The 17,026-nt window shown below is 62.7% G+C and carries 15 protein-coding genes, 1 tRNA gene and 1 pseudogene; 7 read left to right on the forward strand and 10 right to left on the reverse strand.

What is annotated here, in order from left to right:
• Positions 1-7 precede the first annotated feature (7 nt).
• From cas10 to ACQS5P_RS14200, 6 genes are all read right to left on the reverse strand, one after another.
• Positions 8-2,671 (reverse strand): type III-B CRISPR-associated protein Cas10/Cmr2, encoded by a 2,664-nt coding sequence (gene cas10 / locus ACQS5P_RS14175; RefSeq protein WP_428937275.1) that lies wholly within the window; start codon positions 2,669-2,671, stop codon positions 8-10.
• A 5-nt stretch (positions 2,672-2,676) separates the two neighbouring features.
• Positions 2,677-4,209, reverse strand: coding sequence for a type I-G CRISPR-associated protein Csb2 (gene csb2 / locus ACQS5P_RS14180; protein ID WP_428937276.1), 1,533 nt, complete (start codon positions 4,207-4,209; stop codon positions 2,677-2,679).
• Positions 4,206-5,414 carry a type I-G CRISPR-associated RAMP protein Csb1/Cas7g gene (gene cas7g, locus ACQS5P_RS14185; protein WP_428937277.1) on the reverse strand — a complete coding sequence of 403 codons (1,209 nt, stop codon included), beginning with the start codon at positions 5,412-5,414 and terminating at the stop codon, positions 4,206-4,208. The genes csb2 and cas7g overlap by 4 nt, the downstream gene beginning before the upstream one ends.
• Positions 5,407-6,309, reverse strand: a complete 903-nt coding sequence (locus ACQS5P_RS14190; RefSeq protein WP_428937278.1) for a hypothetical protein — start codon at positions 6,307-6,309, stop codon at positions 5,407-5,409. The genes cas7g and ACQS5P_RS14190 overlap by 8 nt, the downstream gene beginning before the upstream one ends.
• Entirely contained in the window at positions 6,306-9,101 is a 2,796-nt protein-coding gene (gene cas3g, locus ACQS5P_RS14195) for a type I-G CRISPR-associated helicase/endonuclease Cas3g (protein ID WP_428937279.1), read from the reverse strand. The genes ACQS5P_RS14190 and cas3g overlap by 4 nt, the downstream gene beginning before the upstream one ends.
• Before the next feature lie 359 nt (positions 9,102-9,460).
• A complete protein-coding gene (locus ACQS5P_RS14200; RefSeq protein WP_428937280.1) occupies positions 9,461-9,724 on the reverse strand; it encodes a hypothetical protein in 264 nt (87 codons plus the stop codon).
• On the opposite strand from ACQS5P_RS14200, the gene ACQS5P_RS14205 reads away from it, so the two are divergent.
• The 6 genes from ACQS5P_RS14205 to ACQS5P_RS14230 all read left to right on the forward strand — a co-directional run bounded on the left by ACQS5P_RS14205 (position 9,724) and on the right by ACQS5P_RS14230 (position 13,631).
• Positions 9,724-10,044, forward strand: a complete 321-nt coding sequence (locus tag ACQS5P_RS14205) for a hypothetical protein (protein WP_428937281.1) — start codon at positions 9,724-9,726, stop codon at positions 10,042-10,044. The two genes, ACQS5P_RS14200 and ACQS5P_RS14205, sit on opposite strands and share 1 nt — an antisense overlap.
• A 26-nt stretch (positions 10,045-10,070) precedes the next feature.
• Complete coding sequence (locus ACQS5P_RS14210) at positions 10,071-10,313, forward strand: hypothetical protein (RefSeq protein ID WP_428937282.1); 243 nt, start codon at positions 10,071-10,073, stop codon at positions 10,311-10,313.
• A 432-nt stretch (positions 10,314-10,745) separates the two neighbouring features.
• The gene (locus ACQS5P_RS14215) at positions 10,746-11,498 is read left to right on the forward strand and encodes a hypothetical protein (RefSeq protein ID WP_428937283.1); all 753 of its coding nucleotides are present in this window, start codon (positions 10,746-10,748) and stop codon (positions 11,496-11,498) included.
• 131 nt (positions 11,499-11,629) lie between these two features.
• The gene (locus ACQS5P_RS14220; RefSeq protein WP_428937284.1) at positions 11,630-11,857 is read left to right on the forward strand and encodes a helix-turn-helix domain-containing protein; all 228 of its coding nucleotides are present in this window, start codon (positions 11,630-11,632) and stop codon (positions 11,855-11,857) included.
• Positions 11,850-13,289, forward strand: a complete 1,440-nt coding sequence (locus ACQS5P_RS14225; protein ID WP_428937285.1) for an AAA family ATPase — start codon at positions 11,850-11,852, stop codon at positions 13,287-13,289. The genes ACQS5P_RS14220 and ACQS5P_RS14225 overlap by 8 nt, the downstream gene beginning before the upstream one ends.
• A gap of 126 nt (positions 13,290-13,415) precedes the next feature.
• On the forward strand, positions 13,416-13,631 hold the full coding sequence (locus tag ACQS5P_RS14230) for a helix-turn-helix domain-containing protein (protein ID WP_428937286.1): 216 nt from the start codon (positions 13,416-13,418) through the stop codon (positions 13,629-13,631).
• Here ACQS5P_RS14230 and ACQS5P_RS14235 read toward each other — a convergent pair.
• Positions 13,592-14,242 carry a hypothetical protein gene (locus tag ACQS5P_RS14235; protein WP_428937287.1) on the reverse strand — a complete coding sequence of 217 codons (651 nt, stop codon included), beginning with the start codon at positions 14,240-14,242 and terminating at the stop codon, positions 13,592-13,594. The two genes, ACQS5P_RS14230 and ACQS5P_RS14235, sit on opposite strands and share 40 nt — an antisense overlap.
• Between ACQS5P_RS14235 and ACQS5P_RS14240 the strand changes: the two are divergent.
• Positions 14,184-14,639, forward strand: a pseudogene (locus ACQS5P_RS14240) (tyrosine-type recombinase/integrase); the annotation flags it as partial. The gene ACQS5P_RS14235 and the pseudogene ACQS5P_RS14240 sit on opposite strands and share 59 nt — an antisense overlap.
• 390 nt (positions 14,640-15,029) lie before the next feature.
• Here ACQS5P_RS14240 and ACQS5P_RS14245 read toward each other — a convergent pair.
• The 3 genes from ACQS5P_RS14245 to ACQS5P_RS14255 all read right to left on the reverse strand — a co-directional run bounded on the left by ACQS5P_RS14245 (position 15,030) and on the right by ACQS5P_RS14255 (position 16,984).
• A tRNA-Leu gene (locus tag ACQS5P_RS14245) sits at positions 15,030-15,113 on the reverse strand.
• A gap of 79 nt (positions 15,114-15,192) precedes the next feature.
• Positions 15,193-16,014 (reverse strand): lipopolysaccharide kinase InaA family protein, encoded by an 822-nt coding sequence (locus ACQS5P_RS14250; RefSeq protein ID WP_428937288.1) that lies wholly within the window; start codon positions 16,012-16,014, stop codon positions 15,193-15,195.
• A gap of 22 nt (positions 16,015-16,036) precedes the next feature.
• Entirely contained in the window at positions 16,037-16,984 is a 948-nt protein-coding gene (locus tag ACQS5P_RS14255) for a formyltetrahydrofolate deformylase (protein WP_428937289.1), read from the reverse strand.
• Positions 16,985-17,026: the final 42 nt, after the last annotated feature.

Raw genomic sequence — 17,026 nt, forward strand, 5'->3', positions numbered from 1 at the left:
GGCGTTGTCATTGGTCCGTCCCCCGCGCCATAAACGAGGCGGTGTGACACAGGATCAGGAAATTGGCCAGCGCCTCGCCGGGCGTATCGAAGCTGGCGCGAAATGATTCAAAGGCAGCGGCGATGCTGTTCGGCGGAAGCAGACGAGGCGTCGGTTCTTCGGCGCGCATGATTTGCCGGCGGATTTCCGCTTGCATGGCCTCCACGCGGAGATGCGCGAGCGTGGATCTTTCCATGTACAGGTGATACGCCCAGCGGTCGGACGCTCCGCAACGGAATTGCTCGGTCCAGTTATTGACCGTTGGCACAAAAGCCCAGCGACAGATGGCGGAGGTGTGCTCTCCCGATCGCCGACGGATCGTAATGCCCAGGGCATCCTTGCCAGCATCTTTGGCCAGCTCTTCGGTCCTGCGGGCGTCTTGCAGCGCTAAACGCAGGTCGTCCTTGGCATGCACAACGACCAGGCCGCCGGAGAGGGTAGCCCGTGAGCCCATCATTATGTACTCGCGATTCCTGTCCGCTTCACCGCTGTTTCTATCGGCGCGCCACCAATTGCTCATGTACGCCGCTCGCAGCTCCAAGGCGCACGTCAGCGCCTTGCTGACCGGCAGGAGGACCAGCGTGTCATCGCCGCCGGAGTAAATCGTCGTGCCATGATGTTTTCGAACAATCGCAGGCACCGCGCGGAGGGCAAAGTTGGAAAGGGCAGTGCTGATGGTCGCGTGCAGCGCCGGGCCAACGGGTCGCTTCGCGTCCAGGCCCGCCCTTGCGTGTTCACCGAGACCCTCGTAATAGCTGACCAGGGTGGGGTGCATGACCGCACGGACTTTTGGCGACTTCTCACCGCGCAGCCAGCCACCGAGGTCATCGCCGTCGAGCTTGAGGATGGCGTAGTACACGGGTGGCGTGCCACACTTGTCCGGCTTGCGAGCCTCCTGAATCTGAGTGAAGATGGCAGCGGGACACTCATCCGCATCAATGAGGTCTTGATCTCGCTTCGCCCAGTGCAGCCAATGGCCGTTCCAGGGAGAGATGTGAGCCGGGCCAAGCCGGTAGCCATGTTTCTCGGCATTGGCGAGCCATTCTGCGGCCGCGATGGTCCACGTGTCCGGGAACCGCAGGTCGTTTATCGAGAGCCGAAGCTGTTCTCGCAGGAACGCCGGGCCGGCGAAACGTTTCACCATCGCCACGGCACAAAGTGCCTCGCCTTGCCGCACGCGAACACCATCGACGTTCAAGCCATTCTGAGCGGCGACCTGGTCCCAGAAGTCCCTCGACTGTCGCAGATCATCCGGTCCCATCTGCTCGAAGCTGCCCAGCAGCGTGCATTTTTGAGGCCATCGCTCGCTGCGACTAAGATGGTTCGGCGGCACATGACGAACGCTGCGAATCGCTGCCAACGATCGTTGGACCAGCTCGACCTGATACTGCCAGCGTCCGGTGTGGTCTTGGTCATAGCCGGGCCGGTCATCCTTGCGAATGGCCCGTGCCAGCTCACGGACTGCCTCCGCATCCGGAAAGGCTTCCTTGAACGATCCCTTTCCTGTCAAGAGCTGGGCCAACTGCCGATCGATTTCATCTCCAGAACCGCCGAGCGGCACGAGAGCGGTTTCCGTGCTGAAGTAGCATTCGATTTGATTGTCCCATCGCTTGTCCCAGTCGGGACAATGGGCTGCCATTACCTTGTGGAGTCGCTGGCGAACCGCCCTGGCCATCTCCAACCATGCATTGGCGGCCGCTTTTTTACACTGGTCAGCCAAATCCTTGGCGCAGGCGCCGTCCTCTCCCCATGGAACCACTGCCAGGAAGCGATGTGGTAGCGCAGGAGTCCGCCGTAACTCCACGTCCGGTAGCACAATCTTCTGGCCTAGCCGTTGCGGATCACGCAGCCACAGGTCGAGCAGCGGATTGCCTCGAAGCGCCGGATAGATCAGCGCCGTCGGACCGACCCGCTCAATAACCGGAAGCATCGCCCGGAACGTCAAGCATGACAAAACCATACTTCCCGACCACAGATCGCGCACCGACCTCGCCGCCTCGATGAACCGCTGGACGGGACCCAACGCGAACGCAAGCAATGCGGCGCCTTTGCCATCGGCCTTATCGGCGTTGACGGCCTTGAAGGCGGCCGTTACGTCCATGTGGTTCCAGATCGTGTGGTCGGGGATGCGCGTGTCGGCGGGAAGCCGGTCAAAACAGGGATCGCAATTCGTAACGAGCAATTCCGGCCACAGGCGCCATATACCCAAGAACCGATTACGCACGTGCTCCTGTCCACCACTGGACGAGTTTTGCACGATGCTACGAAGTTGTTCTCGCTGCCTTTCGATAAACTGCTCGGTCAGGTTGGGTACCGGCACGTCCACGCCTGTAGCTGACAGCGGATGGATCACGTACAGGCGACCGCCCTGTGGCGCGACGGCGCGTTGGCCGCTATCGCCGGCGGTCGGCATCGGCAGACGCTCGACGATGGCCGCCATCGGATCGGCTTCCGTTACATTGTCCTCAATCTTTTTTCTGCTCAGATCATCGTCGCCGACTGCGATTTTGGCACTGTCTCGAGCGCGAGCAACGTGTCCACGGATCGACAGCGCCTTATCTGGCGGATCGTGAAGCCATGCAAGCAGAATTGAATCCCAATCGATCTGATTCTGCGCTTGCTCAACCGTCATATCAGTCACCCTTCCTTCGCCGCGAAAAGCCCCAGTCCGCAGTGTCGCCCGGCGCCAATGGCGATCGGGCCCGGCACCGACTCACGAAACCGCACACACACATGCCATGCCGGGAAATGCCTGTCTCTCGCAGTGTCAAGATAGTCTGGCCGACGGTAACGACTGGGGTGCGCCGAACCCGGCCAGAAGGGTGCTTTGCGCAATGCGAACGACTCGACGAGATCTGCGGGCAGGCCAGCCTGCACCACGGCCTTCATGAAGAGTTGTTCGGTCTTTGTCGCCTGCCCGGCACGCTGCTCGTCCTTTGTTACGCCGCGGAAATCATCGAATCCCGGCAGGATTACCGGCGTCACTGTCGCCCAGGTCCTGACCGAGCCGACATACCGATCGACAACGCTTCGTGAAGTCTTGCGCCAGAGGTTCATGAGCTGGCCGCGATGGTTCTTGCTCGCGTCGGTCAGTGTCTGGTTCAACAACCGCCCCTGTGCCCAGGCCGCACGCCGGCCATCGCCGCCGAATGGCTCGGCGATCAGCACGCGCCGGATCATCCCGTCGCTGTGCTCGTGTCCGATGCTGGGCAGGGGCAGATATGAAAATCGCGGCGGGGTCTTGCGTGCACCGTTCACGTGCCCTGAGAGGTAAACTTCGCTGTTGTCATCAGGGAACCGCTCCGAGAAGTCCTCTTTCTCGCGACAAGCCAGCGATCGCAGCATGGCCGCCACGACGCTTGCATCTTCCTGGCGGAATGCCACACCGTCGGGCAACTCGAAAACAGCGTACGGCCGCTGGGGTATTGTTGTTCGCTGGAAATACGCCACCATATCGAAGCATCGGGCCTTATCCGGCGGCATGTATCGCAGCGCCGCCCTTCGTCCTTTGCGCTCGACAAACACTCGCCCGATGAAGGCCTGATAGGCTCTTTCGATGTCCTGGAGTGATCCCTTACGCGGCACACGAAGACGCGGCTGGCTCGCCGGGGCATGCAGCCAGGGCTCCCACCTCTGGCCCGTCATCTGCGCGACACTGCCGTTGGTCAGAATCTGGCCATTGCCGATTGCCTGGTCAATTCCCCAGCCCAGAGCCATCAGATTTCGCGCCTCACGGCAGAGAATCCGGGCATGCTTTTCAGCCGCTTGCCAATCAGGCTCCCGAATCGGCCAGAGGTAGTGAAGGGTCACAGGCCCTGCGTACGGCGATTGGCCATTGAGCAGCAGGCGAGGAGTGACAATCTTTGAGGTGAGGCGCTCCTGCCGTTCGAATTTTTTGTCGGCATCGTTGTTTGGAACGAACAGCGTGTACGCCTGGCCCTTTTGCTGTGGTGGGGCGATGATGATCGGCGGCGGCTGGCACTCCAGCCAGCGGAAAGCATCGGCTTTGGGAGCCGACCAGTCTCCGTTGCGACAGCCGCTTCGCGAGCCGGCCACCAGAGCCTGAAAGAGCCTCATGGGCGACGGCGGCCACTCAGGCTGCTCGTCGTCCCACTTGCCGTGAAACAGAGGATCAAGCAGTGTGACCGAAATGCATAGATGGCGGGTCATCGGGCCGCGTCCTCCTCTGCTCCATCACTTTGCTGTCCCGCACTGCCCGCGCTTCTGCGTTTCGTTCCTCGGTCCGCAGCGCTCTGTCGGGATACGACTTGCTCAAGCCTCTGGCGCGTCACAGGCCCACCTCTGAGCAATTCCTTGCGCTGTTGCTCGGTTAGGCCCATCACCTTCCGCGCGAGTTCTGCATCCCACTCGGCGGGTCTCGACGGCTGCTGTACGCCGAATTCCTTCGCTGCGGCGTTTGCGAAGTTCAGGATCTGCTCATGTGGCATCGCCCAGTCCTCCCGACTACCGTCATGCCTCACCAGCTTGCACTCGGGGGCGCGCGAGGCGTCCGGTACGAGATCGCAGCCCTCGCGCAAAGAAGTCTCTGGTGGGGCAGTTGCCGCGACCAGCGCCAGCCCGAGGATGTAGCGCCGAAGGACCAGTGCATCCTCGTATTTCCTTGACTCAGCCTGAAGGGCACGCAATGGCACGAGGTTGAGCACGACCTCTCGGCGGATCTCGGTACGTTCGGTCACGTGCACGCCGCCGTGCGTCATGACCGCAGGCACGTGTGCAAGGCCCAATTCGGCTTTCGGGCCCTTCACGGTCACCTCGACGTCCGGACCCTCTAGGATCTCGCCGGCGATAGTGGTGTATTGTGCCGAGCGATGCATTGGCTGGACGTTGAAAGCGCGAATAACGGACCGCACGATCCGCGGCAACTTGGCCTGCGTCGCCCTAGAATCCCAAGACCCGAACACAATTGAGGTCGGTGCCACGCGAGCGAGCTTCTCGGCATTTGCCTGGCGATGAAAGGCGTAGAACGCCTCGAACAGCTCCGCACCGATGGTGGAGAACCGAACGATCGCGTCGGCCGCCCGGTGCCCCGCATCGAGCAAATGGACTTCACGGTCCCCGGTCGCATCGCGCGCAATGATGACGACTTGTGGCACAAGGTGTCTGTACTTCTCGCGCTTAAAGATCGGCTCCATGCGGTTGGCCTGCGAGCCGACGCTGTCGATCTGGCATACGTTTGTACGATCCTCGAAGACGTCGATGTTGTACCCGGCCTTGTCCTGTTCGACGGGATACGTCGGCGGGAAAATCACCGCGTCCTTGCCCTCGACGGGTTCGAGCCACTGGCGCATGACCAGCGCCGCCACATCACTATCGTCGGTGAGCCAACTGTCGAACTGTTTCAGGATATCAACCATATTGTTCTCCTTGAATGATGGTTGCCTTTTCGAGGCCCTTGAAGCTGCCACGATACACAAACCGTGTCCGTAACTTGAGCATTACCACTTCACGAAACGATCCAAGTGTAGCTACGCGCGCAACGGGAGCACTAAGAGGGATACGCCAAGTCGCGAACTGAACCTCTATAGTAGTGTGCTCCTCATCCTTAAGAAGATTAAGAACAGGCCGACGGTAAGTTGTCGCGGCTGGTCGGTGATCAACTGTAGTGTGTCTCTTCTTGAGCTTAAGAACAGGAAAGAATCGCTGAAGTCCGATGGCGCCAAGAAGCTCGGTAGCGGGGCGGGTCGGTAACTCTTTAAGCCCCCTGTGCTCATTGAGAGAGAATCCTATGTTCAAAGCGTCCCAGCACAGATCGCTGTCAAAGCCATAGGAGCCCTGTTGCCTAGCACTGACTTTTAACATGTCGGCGGGATTGGACAGAATTTCGGCCTTTACCCTACCCAGGGGTTTCTGCCATTTTGTGAACATTTGCGCCGAGGTTGCGTTGGCTGCCCAAGTCTTGAATGGGTTCTTATCTACCGCATTCGCTTTCGTTGTCTCCAGATCAACCGTTGTGCACCACCAATCCAGACGCAAAACGATTAGATCACGAATGTGAATCTGAAGCGGTGCTGTTTTGGGATCATCAGAAGGTAGAGAACGGACCTGCGCAGAGATAAGGGCGTTCAGGACGTTCTGTAAATCGAAGGTCTGAGCATTCTGGAGCACGAGCAGGAATCTATGCTCATCAAACCACCCCTCCGCCCCGGGCCACAGGCGGTGGGCCAGCTCCAGCAGGCCGCAGCAGGCAAAGAACTGCCCGGGATTGGTCACATCGACGTTTACACTGAAACTGGGCGTGAGATTGCTCATACCACGGCCTCCCCCTTGTTCTCGTTGGCCGCGGTCGAGGCCATGGCATCTGCGCATCGCAGTAGTGACTCCAGCCAGGCCAGCCCCCAGCGGCCAAAGCGATGCTGAAGTCGGCCGAATCCCTGGATCGCTTCCACAGCCGCTGTTTCATTCTGGCGGGTGGTTGGACGCCTGCGCTGCCCCGTCGCCGGGTCTGTTGGGCCCTCATTGTCAAACGCTCGCTGTTCGAAGTGTGGCCGGCCCCACCCGTGATGCGCCGCGATCAGATGAAGAGTCAGATCGCGTTCCGGGTGTCCGTTGATGTCAGGATCGGCAGCCGCTTCCAGCAGTGATCCGAATTCGTGCCGATAGCCGCCCAGCTCGCGCCAGTGACCGTACTTTTCTGACTTGGCCAGCGGTTCGCTGCCATTCGTGTTGTTGGCATACCGCTGCCAGACCGGTCGATCTTTGCCTCGATCGTGCCAGCGTGCGGCAAGCACCAGAGCCTCGCGCAACGGGTTCGGCAGCCCGAGCGCACGCCCGATGTGCTCTGCATGTGTCGAGACGCAATTAAGGTGGTCGGACAGACTCTCTCGGAGTGGCGCCTGTTCCGGGCTATCGGCAGCGACTTCCCGTTGCTCAGCCAGCAGTACCAGCTCTTCGACGACGCCTTCATCTTCTTCGCCCTCCGGCGGTTCCTTCAGCGAGATGCGCTCGCGCTGGCGCAAGTTGACCGGCGGCTCGTGGGTTTCCTGTCCGGTGAGCAGATGCGTCCAGCGTTCGCCCTCGGCGTCGCGGATGTACAGCCAGCGCTCGCGCTTACGCAATGCGCCTGCGGTCTGTGCCCGGCCGGACGATTCCTCGGCCACGTCGAGTTTATCGCGTGGTTCAATCTTCGCTGGATCGAGCATTCCGTTCTCATTCAGCCCCCCGGCTTCGATGGGAAGGACAACCGTCGCATAAGCAAGCGGGTCGTGTCCCTGGGGCTTCTCAAGTAACTTTGAAAGCTGCCACAGCGATGCCTCGCCGCGTTCGTTCAGCAGCACCAGCTTAAAATCAAGCCGCTCGTTCTTATGGCGATGTTCCTTCAACAGCTTGGCAAGAGCGTCGCGGACGCGATTGGTCCGGTCGCGCAGCCGCTCATGCGCAAGAATCGGGCAAGCCTGGAACCATTGACAAAGCGATTCTTTTTCGACCTCTGCCTCCGCCAGCATGCGCACTTCTGCGCGCCAGGCTACGTATGTTTCCGGCGGGTCGGCTGTCAGTCCGTGCAGGTAAGCTTCTACCTCCGGTCGGCCCGGCATTTGCTGGTCGATCGATGTAAGCGACCAGGCGTCGAACAGGATATCGGTGGCGGGCAGAATGTGCGGCGCCGCGGCAAAAGCACTGAGGAGATCCTGTTGCTGAGATAAAGCCTTGAGTGCCTGTGACGAAGCATCGTATGCATCATTTGCTGACGGCAGTTGCCGAAGCACCTCGACCGTCTTGTGCAACTGTTCTCTCAGTGGATCGCTCTTTTCGATCGGACCTGCGACAACGGTAATCGTTGCATCTCGCGGCTGATCATCCTTGTCCACGCCGAGTCGATTCACGCGACCCAGCCGCTGAATCATGCTGTCCAGCGTCGTCAGGTCGCAGACCATATGATCGGCGTCCAGATCAATGCCCACCTCGCCAGCGGAGGTCGAAACAAGATAACGCGTTTGGTCCAGTCGCGGCGGGTCCCGATCGGACTTGAATGCGTGGAACAGACTGCTTTCAACCAACTGGTCGCGCTCATAGCCGCGAATCGTGCCGGTCAGCACGGCAACCCGTCCATCCTGGCCACGGCCCAGTTGTCTGCGAATAAGCTCCGCCACCTTCTTCGCGGTTTCGGGTGAACGGACATAGACAAGAACGCGGCAAGCTTGCTGATCCGCCTGTTCGTGCGCGAGTGCATGGCGGGCAATCTGCCCGGTCAAATCCTCAGTTGAATCCACATGAGCAAATCTCAATCGCTTCACCGCGGCGAGGCGTTGCCGAACAAGCGGGTGGTTGTGATCTGCGGCATCAAGTTCAAAACTGGCTCTGCTGATGGAGCCGTTGGACTTAGGGTTGCGTGTCGTGGCGGACAGTTCCAGAACCGTGAGCGGTCGATGCATATCCTTCAGATCGCAATGCTGCGCCTCACGTTGTTGCTCGTTCTCGACCGCACGCAACAGCTCACTGAATGCCGGGGTTAGATGTGCTTCGTCATGGATGATCAGTGTGTCGTGGCCGATCAGACCTGCGTGGTGGGCGCGCCCGTATCGCCCGTCGCCATAGCCGCTGAACAGCAGCTTGCTGCCGATCATGTCGATCGTGCCGATGATGATCGCAGGATGGGCAGGATTGATCTTCCATGCGCCGTTATCTGCCAGCTCGCCGCGAAGCGTGCTGACGGCCAGCGGTGGAAGCTTGCTATCAAGTCCGGCCATTTGCCGCAGCGCGTCGGCCAGCGCCTGGATCGCGTGCGCGTGTTTGCTCCACTGCGAATCTTGAGGTTGCAGCAACCGCTGGCGCAGCTTCTCGGCGACGTCCGTCGCCTGATCGACAACGGTCCGCCGATTCACGATGTACACCAGTCTCCTCGGCAGCTTTGCTCCATTGGCCAGCGCGATCAGCCAGATGGCGATCACGCTGGTTTTGCCCAGACCGGTCGGTATGTCGATCAGCGAAGGCACTTTGCCCTGAGAGAAAAACTGCTCATACAGCCGCTGCTGCCAGGGCATGGGGCTGTAACCCGTAAGCGCCTCAAAGAACGGCTTGAAACCCAGGATTTCCCCGCAGGCCATGAAATGCCCCCAAATGTTCCGCAGGCAGAGGCTACACCAAATGAATCAAAGTTCAAGCGAAAACGTCGTGTGTGCCGGCGCAGAATCCGCCGGCAATGTCCCGGAGCAATCTGCAAGTGGCAGAGAAAGCGGTGGCGATTCACCCGGATTTGCCGGACGATTCTGCATCGTGCGAACCGCTGCGAAATGAAAGATGGCCTCTATCGGAGTCGAAACCTTCGCGAGTTTCCACAGGAAATCGGGCAATCGCGCCCCGGCGCGGCACAGAATCCGGCACACCTGGCGACGCGCCAGCACCAAATCGACAATGCGGCCAGCAGCAGCCTCGGCTGATTCTGCAGCTTCAGAATCTTCAGAAGCTACAGCAGGTTCAGCCGCTCGCCGAAGGCCGAAGGCGTCAGCCGCCCGACGCCGGCGAAGCGGACGGCGAAGCCGCAGCGATACGCGACGACCAGCGCAAGGCGGATGCGGACTTCGATCGCGACTTTGGCCAGGCGCTGAAGCTGATCGCCTCGCTGCCGCTGAGCAAGGCCCAGAAGGCCCAGGCCGTGCGGCGGCTGCTGGCCAAAGGCATGAGGCGTTAGCCGCGATCCGATCAGTTGCTGCCCGCGTAGGATTGACAATGAGCACGTCGTCACCAAACGGATCAAACGGACGAAACGCCAACGGGCGCTTCGCCGCGGGCAATCCTGGCGGGCCGGGCAACCCCCACGCCCGCCGGGTTGCCCGCCTGCGTGCCGAGCTGCTTCGGGCTGTGACGCCCCAGGACCTGCGCAACGTCATCGCCGCGCTGCTGCGCAAAGCCAGGCGGGGCGACGTGCCGGCGATCCGGGAACTTCTCCAGCGGCTGCTTGGCCCGCCGGTGGAACTGGATTTCGCCCAGCGTCTGGATGCCCTGGAACAGGCGCTGCGGCAATTGCAGCAGCGGACAGGCCAATGGTAAGACGAAAACTCCATCAACTGGAACGTATGGCCGGCAGGCTTCGCGACGCCGACTGCCCGCACTGCGGGGGTCGCCTGGGCATCGGCGGGGTGGCGCTGGTGATGGTTCAGGGGCGCTTTGCCGGCAGCGAGCACCACACCTACAACGCCGATCAGCGCTGCCCACGCTGTGGCGCAGCCCCGCCGCTGGTCGTGGACATCGTTGCGCCGGCCTGCGACACCGATCAGCAGCGGCTTGAGGCACTGCTGAACCCCGCGCCGGGCGGCTAACGCCCTGGCCCTGCGCTGGGCGGCTGGCAGTGGCGCCTGCCCAGCCCCGAAGATGCCAAGATGCCAAGATGCCAAGTGCGCCAGGATCTTGGCATCTTGTCATCTTCGCGAAAATCAACGGAAAAACGGGGATTCTCTGTGCCAGGGCCCCGAAGGCGCCAAGTTCGCCAGGAACTTGGCATCTTGGCATCTTCGCCGGGCGCCCTGGCCCTGCGCTGGAACGATCCACCCCCGCCGCCCGGTGGAACAGGCACCGGGGGGGCATAACCGAACGGTGCCAGTTTGCGCCGTCACGAACCGCCGCGGATCAGGCGGCGTACAATCACGAACGGGACGGCGGCTGATCCCCGCCAAGCGGTCCGGGCTTCGCCGGCGTTTTCTCACCTGTCGCGCTGGCCGGCCCGGACCGGTCCGATTGCAGACAGGTGAGGCATGCCTTTCACTTCTTCATCGCTGCTGGAACACGACAGGCGGATCAGCGAGCTTCTCGGAAGGTTCAAGGACCTGGCCGGGCAGTACGTCGCGACCCTGAAGCTCGCAGCGCAGGACCTGGCCCGACTTGGCGGCAATCAGAAGCTGATCGCCGCTTACGCCCGGACACGAGCCGCTCTGGCTGCAACCTGTCAGGCCCTGGGCCGCGAGTACGCATGGCTGGCGGCGCTGGCCGCATACCTGAATGACCGGCAGGCGCAGGAGGCGTTCGCCGGCGCAGCGCAAATGATGGGCCAGTTGGCGCAGTTCGTTCACGACGGTCACCCGCCGCAACTGCCGCAATCCATCAGGGGGACCGACTTCTCTATCGCCCTGAGCGCCGCGCGTCAGCGCATGCTCGCCCGGATGATGCGAAGGCTGGATATCAGGCTGCGAAGGATGCGGCGCAAGCCGGACCACGGGCGGCAGGGCCGGACAGCCCCCGCGAGTACGCCGCGTCTGTATCGCGCTGCGCAGGTCGCCGGCCAGCAGTACGAACAGGCGCTTCAGAAGACCGGCAGGCCGCTGACCGACGACCAAGCGTATAGCTATGTCTGCGCGCACTGCGAATCGCCGGACGAGCTGCCGCAACGCGAGACATGGAAGCGGCAGCTTCGCGCCTATCGCAAGGCCGCCGGCCAGCGCAAGAACTCACCCCGCGCCGGCAGGGCGAAGAATGCCCGGTCGATCATTCCGCCCGACGCGACACGCTGAAAGCGGACAAAAAGCGGACAAAAGCGGATATCCGCTTTTTTCCGCTTTCGCGTGCAAACCGCTACGGGATTGCGCCAAAGCCATTTTTGGCGCCGCAAGCCGGATGCCCGGATGTCCGCTTCGCGCAGGGTATGAGCACCAACACACCTTCCGGTTTTTCGGCGGCGCGACCCGCCCCGCCACGCCTGCTGCTGACGCCGCGCGAGGCGGCGGCGGCGCTGGCCATTTCCGAGCGCAGCCTCTGGAACCTCGCGCAAACCGGCCAGGTAAGGCGGCTGAAGATAGGCCGGGCCGTGCGATACGACGTGCGCGACATCGAGGCTTTCATCGCGCGGCGCAAGGAGGTGCCCCGTGACTAGCGGGCCGCTGGCCGGGCCGGTGCTCACGTGCCTGGCCGATGTGGAGCCACGCGAGGTCGAGTGGCTCTGGCCGGGGCGCGTACCGCTCGGCCGGATCACACTGCTCGTTGGCCGGCCCGGCGAAGGGAAAAGCTTTCTGACGACCGATATGGCCGCGCGCGTCAGCACCGGAGCGCCCTGGCCCGACGGCACAGCCTGCCCGCGCGGAAGCGTGATCATCGTTTCAGCCGAAGACGACCCGGCTGACACGATCCGCCCGCGCCTGGACGCCCACGGCGCTGACGCGCGCAAAGTACATTTGCTATCAGCCGTGCGCTGGCTGGATGAGCAGGCCAAACTGCGCGAGCGAATGTTCACGCTGGGCGACCTGCCGGCCCTGGAATCGGCGCTGAAGCAGGTCCCGGATTGTAAGTTGGTCGTCATCGATCCCATTGGGAGCTTTATCGGCGGCGCTACGGACGCGCATCGCGATAACGAAGTGCGCAGTGTGCTTGCGCCCGTGGCGAAGCTGGCCGAAAAGTACGGCCCCGCGGTGCTTGTGGTGGCACACAGGCGCAAAAGCGCCGGCTCCATCGCCGACGATCTCGCATTGGGCAGCCGCGCCTTCACTGGGATCGCGCGGGCGGTGTGGCACGTTTGCCGTCGGGGCGACGCCGAGGCGGACGAGCAGATCACCGGCAGAAGGTCGCGCGTGCGCCTGCTCGTCCCAGGGAAGAACAACCTCGCCGCCGAGGGCGACGGCCTGGCCTTCATCATTGGCGGCGAGCCGCCCCGGCTCATATGGTCGCGCGAGCCGGTGGCCATGACCGCCGATGAAGCGCTGGTGCACGAGAGTGGCGCCCCAGGGTCGAGGCCAGGCCCGCAGCCAGAAGCCCTGAAGGCGGCTGCGCAGTGGCTGGCGAAGCTGCTGGCCGACGGCGAAGTTGAGGCCGGTAGGGTGCGCGCAGAGACCGCCGCCGCCGGTCTGGCCTGGCGGACCGTCCAGCGCGCCGCTGACGCCATGGGGGTGGTGCGCGACAAAAACGCCTTCGGCGGCGGCTGGCAGTGGCGCCTGCCCAGGCCCGAAGATGCCAAGTTCGCCAAGAACTTGGCATCTTGGCGCCTTCGTGAAAATCAAGGAAAAAACGGCAATTTTCTGTGCCACGGCCCCGAAGATGACAAGTTCGGCGAACTTGGCGCCTTCGGCGGGAATGGCCAGGCCCAGCCCGCCGCTGCCAGCGAGGCCGCGATCGCCTTGGCCGAGGTGCGGCAGGCCTGGGCGCAGGCCAACGCCGGCGTCCCCGACGCCGACGATGAGTTCCTGGCTCTGAGCTTGGAGGCTGCCGCGCGCCAGTATGCTGGGAAGCGCCTGGCCGAGTTCAGCGCCGCCGAGCTGCGCCGGTTCCTGGGAGACGGCTTCGGGGTGGCGCCGCGTGCGGACGACGGCGGCTGACGCCCTGGCCCTGCGCTGGAACGATCCACCCCCGCCCGGTGGAACAGGCACCGACCGGGCGGCGCATGAGGCAATCGATTCTGAGTGTTGCTTGACAAAACGAAAGCAGCGGTTATGATGCTGCCCATGCAGGCCGGAAGTATCAGCGATCGGTTGCGTGAGGCGATCCTGCGGAGCGGGCAGAGCCGCTACGCAATCGCCAGGGCGACGGGCATTTCGCAGGCGGCGCTGAGCCGCTTCATGAGCGGCAAGCGCGGGCTGTCGCTTGGGTCGGCGGACAAGCTTGCAGAATACTTCGGACTTCAACTGCTGCCGGCGAGCCGGCGGCGAAAGGACAGGTGAACGATGGCGACGATTGGAAGCGATCCCAACGGCAGGAAGCGGATCCTGTTCGTGGCTGCCGACGGCAGGCGGAAGACGATCCGCCTGGGCAAGGCGAGCATGAAGCAGGCCGAGGCCTTCAAGGTGAAGATCGAGGACCTGGTGGCCGCGGCCTGTGGCGGGAAGCTGATCGAGGACGAAACCGCCCGCTGGCTGGCCGAATTGCCCGACGCGCTGCACCGGCGGCTGGTGGCGGCAGGGCTGGTCAGACCCCGCCCCGGCGGGCGCGTGACGCTGGGGGCGTTCATCGATGAGTACCTCGCCGGACGCCCTGGCCTGAAGCCGGCGACGGTGATTGGCCTGAAGCAGGTTCGCCGGTATCTGGTCAACCACTTCGGCGAGAACCGGGACATGCGCACGATCGGCCCGGACGAGGCCGAAGCATTTCGCCAGTCGCTGGTGAAGGCGGGGCTGGGGGAAAACACGATCCGCCGGACCATCGGCAGAAGCCGGCAGTATTTCAAGGCGGCGATCCGCCGGGGACTGCTGCGCTCGGCCAACCCGTTCGAGGGGATGGCGGCGTCCACAAGGGCCAACAGGGCGAGGCAGGCGTTCATTTCCCGCCAGGTCATCGAGAAGGTGCTGGACGCTGCCCCGGATGCCCAGTGGCGTTTGCTGATCGCGCTGGCCCGCTTCGGCGGATTGAGGATACCCAGCGAGGCCCTGTCGCTGCGCTGGTCGGATGTGCTGTGGGATCAGAACCGCCTTCGCGTGCCGCAACCGAAGCTGGAGCACATCGGCAAAGGCGAGCGGATCATTCCTCTTTTCCCGGAGCTGCGGCAGCCGCTGCTGGACGTTTTCGAGCAGGCCGAGCCGGGCAGCGAGTACGTGATCACCCGTTATCGCGACCTGGCAGTGAACCTGCGGACGCAGTTTTTGAAGATCATCCGGCGCGCCGGCGTGACGCCCTGGCCGAAGCTGTGGCACAATTTGCGGGCAACACGCCAGACCGAGCTTGCCGAGAGCTACCCGATGCACGTGGTCTGCGACTGGATCGGCAACACGGGAGCGGTGGCGATGGAGCACTACCTGCAAACCCTGGATGCTCACTTCGCCCGCGCGATCGCCGAGCCGGCGAAGGCCCCGGATGCGGCTGACGCCTTACCCCTTCGGTGTGCGGCTGACGCCCTGGCCCTTCGGGAGCACGCCCGCGTACCCGAACAAAAGGTTTGCGCGGCACAGAATCCGGCACACTGGCCCCCAATCCCTCAGGAAACCCCGGCAAGCGCGGCACAGAATCCGGCACAGTATACGGCGGAATCGGGCAGCATGGCGCGGAAAGCGGAGAGCACCATAACGCCGGAACCATCGAACTTACCTGAAGATACGACATCGTGCGAATCGGTGCAAAAAAGGGGATGGCCTCTATCGGAGTCGAACCGATACGCCCTTTCGGGCAATGGATTTTGAATCCATCGCGTCTGCCAATTCCGCCAAGAGGCCTGGAGTCGGCTGGGAAGACTTATTTATCACACCGAGTGCCGGATGCCAACAGGCCAGCGTTTGCCTGGCCGGCGAGGAATTATAGGTGGGCAGTAGTGGGCGGGGCGGATGAGCGTGCGGAAGAAGCGTCGGCGGGGATGGAGATGTTTCTGTGGGGCTGGCGGCGGCGCAGCAGGGCGTCGTGCCTGGCGATCCATGCGGCCTTGCGCACGACCTTTCGTTTGAGCGGCTCGACGGATGGCAGGCCACACTCGCGGGCGTAGTGAGCCAGCCAGCGATCGCGCTGTTGGTCGGAGATCGGCAGCGGCAGAGTGCTGTACCAGAACTGGGCCAGGTCCTTGACGATCCATCGGGTACGGGTGAACAGCGTGGGCAGTCGCCGGACCCTGGCCGAGTCGATCAGGCGCACGTCGAAGCCGCCGGCCGGCAGGGGCCTGGCAAAGAAGTGACACAGGTAAAGATCGCGGTGATGCAGTTCAGCGCGGTGGAGCCGGGCGGCCAGCTCGGCGGTGGGGATCAGCAACTGCTCGAACGCGGTGCCGGCCTGCACCAGTTGATCGGCGGCCTGATAGCCATCCAGATCCTCGAAGATCACGAAGCTGCGTCGGTCGGGCAGTTGTCCCCAGGCCAGCAGCTTGGCCGTCGGGATGCGTTGGGTGGTCAGTTCGCGATGGCCATTTGCTTCGAGGCTGGCGGGCGTGGAAGCGCCGATTCGCGGCGGGGCGTAGCGTTTGACATGCCAGCGGATGGTCTGCCCGTGTGCAAGCGTGGCCCTGAGGATGCAGTTCTCGCGGTCGCCCAGTCTTCGCCAGGGCTTGATCAGCGGATGAGTGAAGACCGTTTCGGCATCGATGCCCAGTTCGCGGAAGATCGGTTGATAATCTGCGGCGATGTGCATCATGCCCCGTGCGTCATGCGCTGGTTCAGCCGGGCTGGGAAGGCGCCGCTGCGGCATTGGCCGATGAGCTGGAGACGAAGCGGCTGATGCCGGGCTTGAAGATCACCTTGCCATCGACGACCACCAGTTCTTCGTCCAAAAAGAGCTGCACGGCCTTGCTGAGGACCTGGCCTTCCAGCTCCAGCCCCTTGCGTTTGACGTCTTCGACGGTATCGACGCCGACGTTGATGTGGAACACATCCTGGAGGATGACAGGCCCCTCATCAAGCTGTTCGGTGACGAAATGGGCGGTGCATCCGTGGACGCGGACGCCGCTCTCGTAGGCCTGCTTGTAGGGTGCTGCGCCGGGGAAGTACGGCAGCAGCGAGGGATGGATGTTGATGATGCGGTTCTGATAGGCCTGGACGATTCTTGGCGGCAGGATGCGCATGTATCGCGCCAGGACGATCAGGTCGGGCTTGTGCTGCTCCAGCGTCCGGTACAGCCAGTCGAAATGTTTTTCGACGTTGTCGGAGGGGAAGAAGGCGAAGGGGATGGACGCTTCTTTGGCGATCGGCTCCAGATCCGGATGATTGGCCAGCACGACTGCCAGCCGCCCGTGCAGTTTGGCCAGCCGCCAGTCTTCGATCAGTTGTTTGAGGCAATGCGGCTCCTTGCTGACCAGCACGGCGATGCGTTTTTCCTTTCGCTGGCTGTGCAGATGCACGCGGACTTCCATGTCGATCTTCTGTCCCAGCGCCAGCAGCCCGGTGATCAGCTCCGCCAGGTCGCAGCTCACGTCTTTCAGATCCACGAGCATGTCCATGACGAAGAAGCCGCGGACGACGCGCTGCTCGATGTCTTCGATGTTGACGCCACGCTCCGCCAGATACGTCGCGAACTGCGCCACGACGCCCTTCTGGTCTTTGCCAAGCACCGACACCACTGCCAGAACCTTCAGACCCTGCTGTTGCCCCTGTTGCTGTTGCGCCACAGTGAACTCTCCGGCCATTGATGCAGATAAGTGTATCGATAC

This window comes from Fontivita pretiosa (assembly GCF_050410795.1).
Classification (GTDB): domain Bacteria; phylum Planctomycetota; class Phycisphaerae; order Tepidisphaerales; family Tepidisphaeraceae; genus Fontivita; species Fontivita pretiosa.